The organism is Inquilinus sp. CA228, from assembly GCF_052078665.1.
In the GTDB taxonomy this organism is placed as follows: Bacteria; Pseudomonadota; Alphaproteobacteria; order DSM-16000; family Inquilinaceae; genus Inquilinus.
Genome location: NZ_JBQJIK010000142.1, coordinates 1 through 8,529 on the forward strand (window position 1 = coordinate 1; position 8,529 = coordinate 8,529).

An 8,529-nucleotide genomic window follows, 5' to 3' on the forward strand; every position below is an offset into this window, starting at 1 on the left:
GGGTCGCGGACGGCGATGAGGTTCACCGAGCAGGCGGCGTTCCTGGCCGGCGGCGACGGCGCCCGCCGCCAGCGCGTCGGCGGCACCGAGGACGTGTTCGACGGGCTGGTCGAGATCATCCGGCAGGATCTCGCCGGCGACCTATAGCCGCCCGGCGCGAGCCTTCAGCAGCCGGAAGACGAGGCTGCGCAGGGCTTTCAGCCGGGTCAGCCACGGCGAGGGCAGGGTCATCGCGGGTCTCCTTTTCAGCGTGGCGGCGCGGGCGGCAGGGACAGGGTCGAGGCGTCGCTGCGGTCGGCGAGGGCGCGGGCCTCGGCGAAGCCGAGATGCCGCGTCTCCGGCCCGTCCTGGTAGACGACGCCGAGCCGGCGGCGCCGCGAGGCCAGGCGGCCCGGCAGCGGGGCGTAGCGCATCCCGCCGCCGCCCAGCAGCGCCGCCACCGAGCCGACATCCACCGCCTCCGCGCTCTCCACCCGCAGCAGGTGCAGCCGCCGCCCGGCCGAATCCTCGCCGACGAAGGGGATGCCGGCGAGGCGCAGGAAGCTGACCGGGTCGGCCGCCCGGGCGAAGCCGTCCACGAAGGCGGCCTCGACCAGGTCCAGATCCGGCGGCGGCGGTACGGCCGGGCCGGGCTCGGGCCCGCCGGGCCGGTGCGGCGTCTGCCACTGCACGGCCCGTCCGGCCGGACCGTTGTGGCCGGGGCCGGGCGGGAGATGGCCGTGGTCGTGCGTATGCCCGTGGTCATGGGCATGACCATGGGGATGGTGATGCGGGTGATCGTGGTGGTGATGGGGGCCGTGCATCAGAAGGTCACCGGCTTGTCGATGATGGCGCGGTGCTTGCCCAGCGTGCCATGCGCCACCATCGACCCCAGCGCCTCCACCACCACGCGCACGCCGAACAGGGCGGTGATGTCGGAGGTGTCGTAGGGCGGCGAGACCTCGACCACCTCAAGCCCGCAGATGCCGGGCGCGGTGACCAGCCCCAGGATTTTCAGCGCCTCGCGCGGCAGGAAGCCGCCGGGCTCGGGCCAGCCGGTGCCGGGCACGAAGCCGCAATCGATCGAATCGACATCGAAGGAGACATAGACCGCGTCGGCGTCCTTCCAGGCCAGCTCCAGCGCGATCTCGGCGGTCTTCTCCAGGCCGAGCCTCTCGATGTCGGCGATGGTCAGGACGTTGGTGTTGCGCTTGCGCGCCTCGGCCGCGCCGGCGCGGGGCACCTGCCAGCCGCCGATGCCCAGCTGCACCAGGTTGGTCGCCGGCACGTTCGGCAGGTTGGTCGCCCAGAACCAGGGCGTGGTGTGCATCCGCTCGTCCAGGTCCTTCTCCTGGATGTCGATGTGCCGGTCGAAATGGATGATGCCGATGCGCTTGGACGTGACGTCGGCGATGCCGCGGACGCAGGGAAAGCCGATCGAATGGTCGCCGCCCAGCATGATCGGCAGCGCGCCGGAGGAGGCGACATGGCTCACCCCGCGGGTGATCTGATCGAAGCTCTTCTCCAGATTGGCGGGGATGGTGAAGACATCGCCGGCATCGCACAGCGTCATCTGCTCGCGCAGATCGACGCCCAGCTCGTAGTTGTAGGGGGTGTAGAGGGCCGAGATCCGGCGGATGCCCTGCGGGCCGAAGCGGGTGCCAGGCCGGTAGGTGGTGCCGGAATCGAAGGGGATGCCCAGCACCGCGGCGTCGTATCGGCCGACGTCGCGGACGTTCTCGACATAGGGGGCCTTCAGGAAGGTGTTGATCCCGGCGAAATGGGGCAACTCGCCCCGGGCGAAGGTCGGGATGGTCTTGTCGGTCAGGCTGTCGGCCCCGGCCAGGCCCATGTCCAGCGCCCATTGCTGCTCGCGCCGCCAGCCGTCCTCGGGCAGCCGGCCCTCGGCGTCCAGCGCCTTCCAGCCCTGCATGTCGCGGGCGGTGAAGTCGGGATGGTGGAAGCGGCGGCCGGACGGCTTCGGGGCCGGGCCGGCCTGGCGCCGGCCGCGCTGGAAGGCGGGGGTCATGGCATCGCTCCTTGGGCGATCGGAAGGCGGGCTTGGTCGCCCTGGTCGGCCGGCGGCACCGGTGCGAGGGGCGCGGGCTGCCGGCGGGTGAGATCGAGGTCATAGGTCACGCGGGCGCCGTAGCGGCCGGGCGCCTGCGGGTCGTGGCGCAGCTTGTCGAAGGCCAGGAGGCGGGTGCCGAGCCCGAACGCCTCCTTCAGGTCGTGGGTGACCATGACCACGGTCATGCCGTGCTGCCGCCACAGCGGCGTCAGCAGCGCGTGCATCTGCAGCCGCGTGCCGGGGTCGAGCGCGCCGAAGGGCTCGTCCAGCAGCAGCACCTTCGGCCGCTTCGCCAGGGCCTGGGCGATCGCCAGGCGCTGCTGCATGCCGCCGGACAGGGCGCTCGGGTGCTTGTCGCGATGGGCGGCCAGGCCGACCGCGTCGAGCAGCGCCTCGCTGTCCCCGACCGCCCGGCGGCGGGCGGCGCCGAACAGCCGGCCCAGCACCGGGCTGGCGGCGAATTCGAAGCCGGCCAGGACGTTGCCCAGCACGGTCAGGTGCGGGAACACCGAATAGCGCTGGAACACGATGCCGCGGTCCGGCCCCGGCTCGTCCGGCAGCGTCGCGCCGTCGAGCAGCAGCAGGCCGCGGCTCGGCCGCTCCTGGCCCAGCAGCAGGCGCAGGAAGGTGCTCTTGCCGCAGCCGGACGGGCCGACGATGGTGACGAAGGCGCCCGGGGCGATGTCGAGGTTGATCGCCTCCAGCACGATCTGGTCGCCGTACTCCACCCAGAGGTCGCGGACGGCGATCGCGCTCATCGCCGGCCCCCGTCATAGGCCCAGGCGAAGGCGCCGCGGGCGAGGCGCGCCAGCGCCATATCCATCAGGAAGGCCAGCAGTGTGATCCAGGCGACATAGGGCAGGATCACATCCATCGCCAAATAGCGGCGGACCAGGAAGATGCGGTAGCCGAGGCCGCTATCCGCGGCGATCGCCTCGGACGAGATCAGGAACAGGAAGGCGGGGCCCAGCGACAGGCGCAGCGCCTCGATCAGCCGCGGCAGGATCTGCGGCAGCACCACCCGCAGCACCGTCTGCCAGGTCGAGGCGCCGAGCGTCTGCGCCTTGATCAGCTGCTCGCGCGGGATGGCGCCGACGCTCATCGCCAGGTCGCGCACCAGGAACGGGGCGATGCCTATCACGATCAGCACCACCTTGGACAGCTCGCCCAGGCCGAAGACGATGAACAGGACCGGCAGCAGCGCCATCGGCGGAATCATCGACACGACCGCGACCACCGGCCCCAGCGTCGCATCGGCCAGCGGCAGGATGCCGAGCGCGGTGCCGAGGGCGAGGGCGATCAGCGTGGCGACGGCGAGGCCGAGCGCCAGGCGCTGCAGGCTGGCGGCGGTGTCGGCGACGAGCGTGATCTCGCCGGTGCGGCGGTCGGGCTCGGTCGCCAGCCGGGTGGCGGTGTCGGCCATCTCGGCGACCGGCGGCAGCAGCTTGTCGCCCGGGTTGGCGGCGCGGCGCTCGGCCGACCCCAGCACATAGATGCAGGCGAGGATCAGGAAGGGCAACAGCGCCAGCAGCAGGCGGGTGCCGCGGCCCGGCGCGATGTTCATGGCGCGGCGCATGGCGTGGGGTCCCGGACCCCGGGTCAGAGCTTGCCGTCGGCCGCCAGCGCCATGTAGGTCGGGTCGAAGCGCAGCTTGACGTTGCCGGCATCGCCCAGCGTCTCGCCCTTGGCGAAGCCGATGCCGACCGCGTCCTTGCTGCGCGCCCCTTCGCCCAGCAGGCCGTGGTCGAAGGAGAAGCTGCGCACCAAATCCATGGTGCGCACCAGCTCCGGGCTCTGGCTGAAGGCCACGGCCTCCTTCGGGTCGGCGAACAGCCGGGTCGCCGCCAGCTGGGCCTCGAAGCCGGCCAGGTCGGTGCCGGACTGCTTGGCCATCGCCTCGCGCGCCGCCCGGCCCTTCTCGCCGGGGTCGGTCACCAGCGCCAGGGTCTCGTACCAGATGCCGACCAGCGCCTTGCCGAAATCGGTGTTGTCCTTCAGCGTCTCGGTGTTGACGCCCATCAGGTCGATGATCTCGCCGGGCACCTTGCTGCTGTCGAACAGCAGCGTGGCGCCGGGCTCGGCCGTCACCTCGGCCAGCAGCGGGTTCCAGGTGACGACGCTGGCCACGTCCGGCGATTTGAAGGCGGCGACGATGTCGGCGTCGGAGGTGTTGATCACCTTCACGTCGCGCTCGGACAGATCCGCGGCGTCGAGCGCCCGGGCCAGCAGGTAATGCGACACCGACAGCTCGACCAGGTTCAGGCTCTGGCCCTTCAGCGCGGCGACGCTGCCGGCGGTCTTGGAGACGATGCCGTCATTGCCGTTCGAGAAATCGCCGACGATCAGTGCCGTGGTGTCGACCCCGCCGGCCGCCGGGATGGTCAGCGCATCCATGTTGGTCAGGGTGACGCCGTCGAACTTGCCGGCGGTGAACTGGTTGATCGATTCGACGTAGTCGTTGATCTGCACCACGTTGATGGTGATGCCGTATTTGTCGGCCCATTTCTTGACGATGCCGGTCTCGGCTGCATAGGGCCAGGGCATCCAGCCGACATAGATGGTCCAGGCGACGTCGAAGCTCTTCTTCGGCGCGGCCCAGGCAGGGGCGACGGCAAGGGCGGAGATCAGGGCAAGAAGGAGGACGGCAAACCTTTGCAGCGGCATCGGGAAACTCCTCGCTTGAACGGCCGTCGGCCGGTTTCGCCACAAGGAGTTCGCCGCGCACAGGGGAGGCCGGTCCGCGGCGGCGAACCCGTGCAGTGACCTCCCGGGATTTTGTCCCGCCGTGTCTTCCGCCCGTCACCGGGCCGAAGTGCGTCTCTCGGACCAGCATCGCCACGCGACCGGAACCCTAGACGCTCTGCACGATGTCATTGAACGCAAGGAACGTGCCATCCGGTCATCGGCCGGGATGGCGGCCTTCGGCCGGTCAGGACGCGGCCGATGACGCGATTTTGCCCCCGGCGCCTGAAATTTGGGCACTATCCTGCGGCACGTCCTGGAGGCCGGCGAGCACATGCGGGAAGCGGATCGCGACGTGCAGCCCGGGCGCGTTGTCGGTCAGCGACAGCGTCGCCCGGTGCAGCCGCGCCACCGCCGAGACCAGCGATAGGCCCAGCCCGGCGCCCGGGGCGCTGCGGCTGGCGTCGAGCCGGACGAAGCGGTCCAGCACCCGGCCGCGCGCCTCCTCCGGAATGCCCGGGCCGCTGTCGCGGATGTCGAGCACGGCGCCGTCGCCGTCGCGCCGGACGGCGAGCGCGATCCGGCCGCCCTCCGGCGTGTATTTGATGGCGTTGTCCAGCAGGTTGGCCACGGCCTGGGCCAGCAAATGGCTGTTGCCGGGCACGGTCACGCCCGGCTCGATCTCGATCGCCAGCGTCTGGCCCTTGTCCTCGGCCACCGGGCCGTACAGCTCGCCGGCATCGGCGGCCAGCGCCGACAGCTCGATCGGGCTGAACCGGTCGCGCACCGCCCCGGCCTCGGCCAGCGCGATCTCCAGCAGCGCGTTGAAGGTGGCGAGGATGCCATCGGCCTCGCGGATCGCATCCTCCATCGCCCGGCGGAAGCCGTCGGCGTCGGTCTCGCTCATCAGCGAGACCTCCAGCCGGCTGCGCAGCCGCGAGATCGGGCTGCGCAGGTCGTGCGCGATGTTGTCGGCGACGCCGCGCATGCCGGTCATCAGCCCGTCGATCTGGTCCAGCATGGCGTTCAGGCTGGTGGCCAGGCGGTCGAACTCGTCGCGGTTGCCGCGCACCGGCATGCGCCGGGTCAGGTCGCCCTGCAGGATGCCCTCGGTGCCGCGGTTGATGCCCTCGATCCGGCCCAGCAGGCTGCGGCTCATCAGGATGCCGCCGGCGATGCCGAACACCGCGGTCAGGATCAGGCCGCCGATCAGCGCATCGGTCATCAGCTTGGTGAAGTCGGTGCGCTCGGTCATGTCGCGCCCGACCAGCAGGTAGAAGCCGCCGATCAGGGCGAAGGTGCGGGCCCGCGCCACCTGCGGCTTGGAGTCCCCGCCGGCATCGGTCGCGACCAGGAAATCGACCGTGCTGTCCGGGATACCGCGCGCGATCGGCGGCCAGGACGACAGGTTGCCCTCGATCCGGTTGTAGTTGCGGTCGGCCAGCAGGTACAGGCCGCGCCGGCCCGGGGCCGCCTGGCTGCGCTCGCGGATGATGCGCATCAGGCCGACCAAGCCGAATTGGCGGTACTGCTCGGCCAGGCCGGTGATCTCGGCCTGGATGGTGTCGTCGGTCTGCGCCGCGATCACCCGCACCGTCTGCCAGTACACGAATCCCATCACCCCGGCGACGGACACCCCGAACACCAGCATGTAGATGATCGCATAGCGGAAGGTGGAGCTGCGGAGGACCCTAATCAGATGCACGGAGGCAGTATCCCGCGCCGCGCACGGTCTGCAGCAGCGGCGCGTCGAAGTCGCGGTCGATCTTCTGCCGCAGCCGGCTGATATGGACGTCGATCACGTTGGTCTGCGGATCGAAATGATAGTTCCAGACATTCTCCAGCAGCATGGTCCGGGTGACCACCTGGCCGGAATGGCGCATCAGGTACTCCAGGATCTGGAACTCGCGCTGCTGCAGGTCGATCTTGCGGCCGGAGCGGGTGACGCTGCGCGACAGCAGGTCCATCTTCAGGTCGCCGATCTGCAGCTCGGTCTGCGCCGCCGCGGGCGCGGTGCCGCGGCGCAGCAGCGCCTCCAGCCGGGCCAAGAGCTCGGTGAAGGCGTAGGGCTTGGTCAGATAGTCGTCGCCGCCGGCGCGCAGGCCGCGGACCCGGTCGTCGACCTGGCCCATGGCGCTCAGGAACAGCACCGGGGTCTGGTTGCCGTTGCGCCGGATGGTCTCGACGATCAGCAGCCCGTCCATGCCCGGCAGCATGCGGTCGACGATCATCGCGTCGTAGGTCTCGCTGGTCGCCAGGAACAGGCCCTGCGGCCCGTCCGGCGCATGGTCCTCGACGAATCCGCTCTCGCGCAGACCCTTGGTCAGGTACTGCGCGGCCTGGGCGTCGTCTTCGATCACGAGGATTCGCATGATCCGGACCTTACGACGAGGCGGGGTGGTTCGGAAATGACAAGCGTGTCATGGCCGGCCCATGCCCCGGTTAGATTTTGGCGTTCGGGCGGGTCAGGATGTACAGGATCAGGATCGCGAAGACCGCGGCGACGATCCCGACCACCAGGTGCGAATGCACCGAGAACGCGACGATCGCCAGGCTGGCGGCCAGGCTGACCACCGCCAGCAGCTTGGCCCAGGCCGGGATGGCGCCATGCCGCTCCCAGGCCTGCAGCGTCGGGCCGAAGCGGGGATGGGTCAGCAGCCAATTGTGCAGCCGCGGCGAGGACCGGGCGAAGGCCCACAGCGCCAGGATCATGAAGATCGTGGTCGGCCACAGCGGCACGAACACCCCGATGATGCCGGCGATCACGCACAGCGTGCCGAACACCTGCAGCACCAGCCGCAGCGTGGTCGGCCCCAGGCCTCCGATCCGGTTGAGGTCAAACCGCGGCATGGCGTTTCGCCCGCCCTGGCAGGGCGGCGTCGAGAATCTCGGCCGGCACGCCCTGCACCGCGATCCGGCCCTCGGCCATCAGCACGGCGCTGTCGGCCAGGCGCAGCAGCGCCGGGCGGTGGGTGATCACCAGCGTGGTGCGGCCGGCGGTCAGCCGCTCCAGCGCCTCGATCACCTGCGCCTCGGTGTCGGCATCGAGGCCCTCGGTCGGCTCGTCCAGCACCAGGATCGGTGCGTCCTTCAGGATGCAGCGGGCCAGGGCGATGCGCCGGGCCTGGCCGCCGGAGACCTGGACCCCGGCCTCGCCGACCCAGGTGTCGAGGCCGCGCGGCAGCGACTCCGCCCAGGCCGAGAGGTCGGCGGCCTCGACCGCCGCGGCCAGCCGGTCGTCGCCGGCGTCCGGGTCACCGATCAGCAGATTGTCGCGGTTCGTCCCGGCGAAGATCTGGCTGCGCTGCGACAGGTACGCGACGCGGCGCCAGATCTCGGCCTGCGGCAGGCGGCACAACTCGACGCCGCCCAGGGTGATGGTGCCGGCATCCGGGTCGCGGAAGCGCAGGATCAGGGCGGCCAGCGTGCTCTTGCCGCTGCCGCTCGGGCCGACCAGGGCGATCCGCCCGCCCTCCGGCAATTCCAGGTCGATGTCGTGCAGCGCCGGTCGGTCGCCGGGCCGGTAGCGATAGGACACGCCGGACAGGGTGATGCTGTTGCCGGCCGGGGCGGGGGCCGGCATCTCCGGGTCGCGCACCAGCGGCGCCAGCCCGGCGAAGTCGAGCAGCCGGCGGGCGGCGGCGCGGGTGCGGCCGAGATTCTGGAAGGCCAGGGGCAGCGGCACCAGCGCGTCGAACAGGGCCAGCGCGCCCAGCATCATCAGCGCCACCGCCGGGCCTGGCAGCACCCCGGCGGCGCTCCCGGCCACGCCGAGCGCCAGGATCGCCAGCGCCGCC

9 protein-coding genes and 1 riboswitch are annotated in these 8,529 nt (G+C 71.0%); all 9 genes read right to left on the reverse strand.

Going from position 1 to position 8,529, the window contains the following annotated elements; translation table 11 throughout:
- Positions 1 to 245: 245 nt before the first annotated feature.
- Positions 246 to 671 (reverse strand): hypothetical protein, encoded by a 426-nt coding sequence (locus ACTOWL_RS36990; RefSeq protein ID WP_441326311.1) that lies wholly within the window; start codon positions 669 to 671, stop codon positions 246 to 248.
- Between the two features lie 131 nt (positions 672 to 802).
- Positions 803 to 2,008 (reverse strand): agmatinase family protein, encoded by a 1,206-nt coding sequence (locus ACTOWL_RS36995; RefSeq protein WP_441326312.1) that lies wholly within the window; start codon positions 2,006 to 2,008, stop codon positions 803 to 805.
- Complete coding sequence (locus ACTOWL_RS37000; RefSeq protein WP_441326313.1) at positions 2,005 to 2,808, reverse strand: ABC transporter ATP-binding protein; 804 nt, start codon at positions 2,806 to 2,808, stop codon at positions 2,005 to 2,007. Before ACTOWL_RS37000 ends, ACTOWL_RS36995 begins: the two co-directional genes overlap by 4 nt.
- The gene (locus ACTOWL_RS37005; protein ID WP_441326314.1) at positions 2,805 to 3,626 is read right to left on the reverse strand and encodes an ABC transporter permease; all 822 of its coding nucleotides are present in this window, start codon (positions 3,624 to 3,626) and stop codon (positions 2,805 to 2,807) included. Before ACTOWL_RS37005 ends, ACTOWL_RS37000 begins: the two co-directional genes overlap by 4 nt.
- 23 nt (positions 3,627 to 3,649) lie before the next feature.
- Positions 3,650 to 4,714 carry a putative urea ABC transporter substrate-binding protein gene (locus ACTOWL_RS37010; protein ID WP_441326315.1) on the reverse strand — a complete coding sequence of 355 codons (1,065 nt, stop codon included), beginning with the start codon at positions 4,712 to 4,714 and terminating at the stop codon, positions 3,650 to 3,652.
- Positions 4,715 to 4,812: 98 nt separating this feature from the next.
- A riboswitch (guanidine-I (ykkC/yxkD leader) is annotated at positions 4,813 to 4,916 on the reverse strand.
- Positions 4,917 to 4,979: 63 nt separating this feature from the next.
- Positions 4,980 to 6,437: a sensor histidine kinase gene (locus ACTOWL_RS37015; protein ID WP_441326316.1), complete on the reverse strand. Its 1,458-nt coding sequence runs from the start codon at positions 6,435 to 6,437 to the stop codon at positions 4,980 to 4,982.
- A complete protein-coding gene (locus tag ACTOWL_RS37020) occupies positions 6,424 to 7,104 on the reverse strand; it encodes a winged helix-turn-helix domain-containing protein (protein ID WP_441326317.1) in 681 nt (226 codons plus the stop codon). Before ACTOWL_RS37020 ends, ACTOWL_RS37015 begins: the two co-directional genes overlap by 14 nt.
- Before the next feature lie 70 nt (positions 7,105 to 7,174).
- Positions 7,175 to 7,582 carry a YbaN family protein gene (locus tag ACTOWL_RS37025; protein WP_441326318.1) on the reverse strand — a complete coding sequence of 136 codons (408 nt, stop codon included), beginning with the start codon at positions 7,580 to 7,582 and terminating at the stop codon, positions 7,175 to 7,177.
- A partial coding sequence (locus tag ACTOWL_RS37030) for an amino acid ABC transporter ATP-binding/permease protein (RefSeq protein WP_441326319.1) occupies positions 7,569 to 8,529 on the reverse strand: 961 nt, incomplete at its 5' end. The genes ACTOWL_RS37030 and ACTOWL_RS37025, both read right to left, overlap by 14 nt.

What these genes read in the sequence shown, in the direction of transcription:
- ACTOWL_RS36995 (WP_441326312.1), bottom strand. Translation starts at nt 2,008, where the DNA reads ATGACCCCCGCCTTCCAGCGCGGCCGGCGCCAGGCCGGCCCGGCCCCG.
- ACTOWL_RS37000 (WP_441326313.1), bottom strand. Translation starts at nt 2,808, where the DNA reads ATGAGCGCGATCGCCGTCCGCGACCTCTGGGTGGAGTACGGCGACCAG.
- ACTOWL_RS37005 (WP_441326314.1), bottom strand. Translation starts at nt 3,626, where the DNA reads ATGCGCCGCGCCATGAACATCGCGCCGGGCCGCGGCACCCGCCTGCTG.
- ACTOWL_RS37010 (WP_441326315.1), bottom strand. Translation starts at nt 4,714, where the DNA reads ATGCCGCTGCAAAGGTTTGCCGTCCTCCTTCTTGCCCTGATCTCCGCC.
- ACTOWL_RS37020 (WP_441326317.1), bottom strand. Translation starts at nt 7,104, where the DNA reads ATGCGAATCCTCGTGATCGAAGACGACGCCCAGGCCGCGCAGTACCTG.
- ACTOWL_RS37025 (WP_441326318.1), bottom strand. Translation starts at nt 7,582, where the DNA reads ATGCCGCGGTTTGACCTCAACCGGATCGGAGGCCTGGGGCCGACCACG.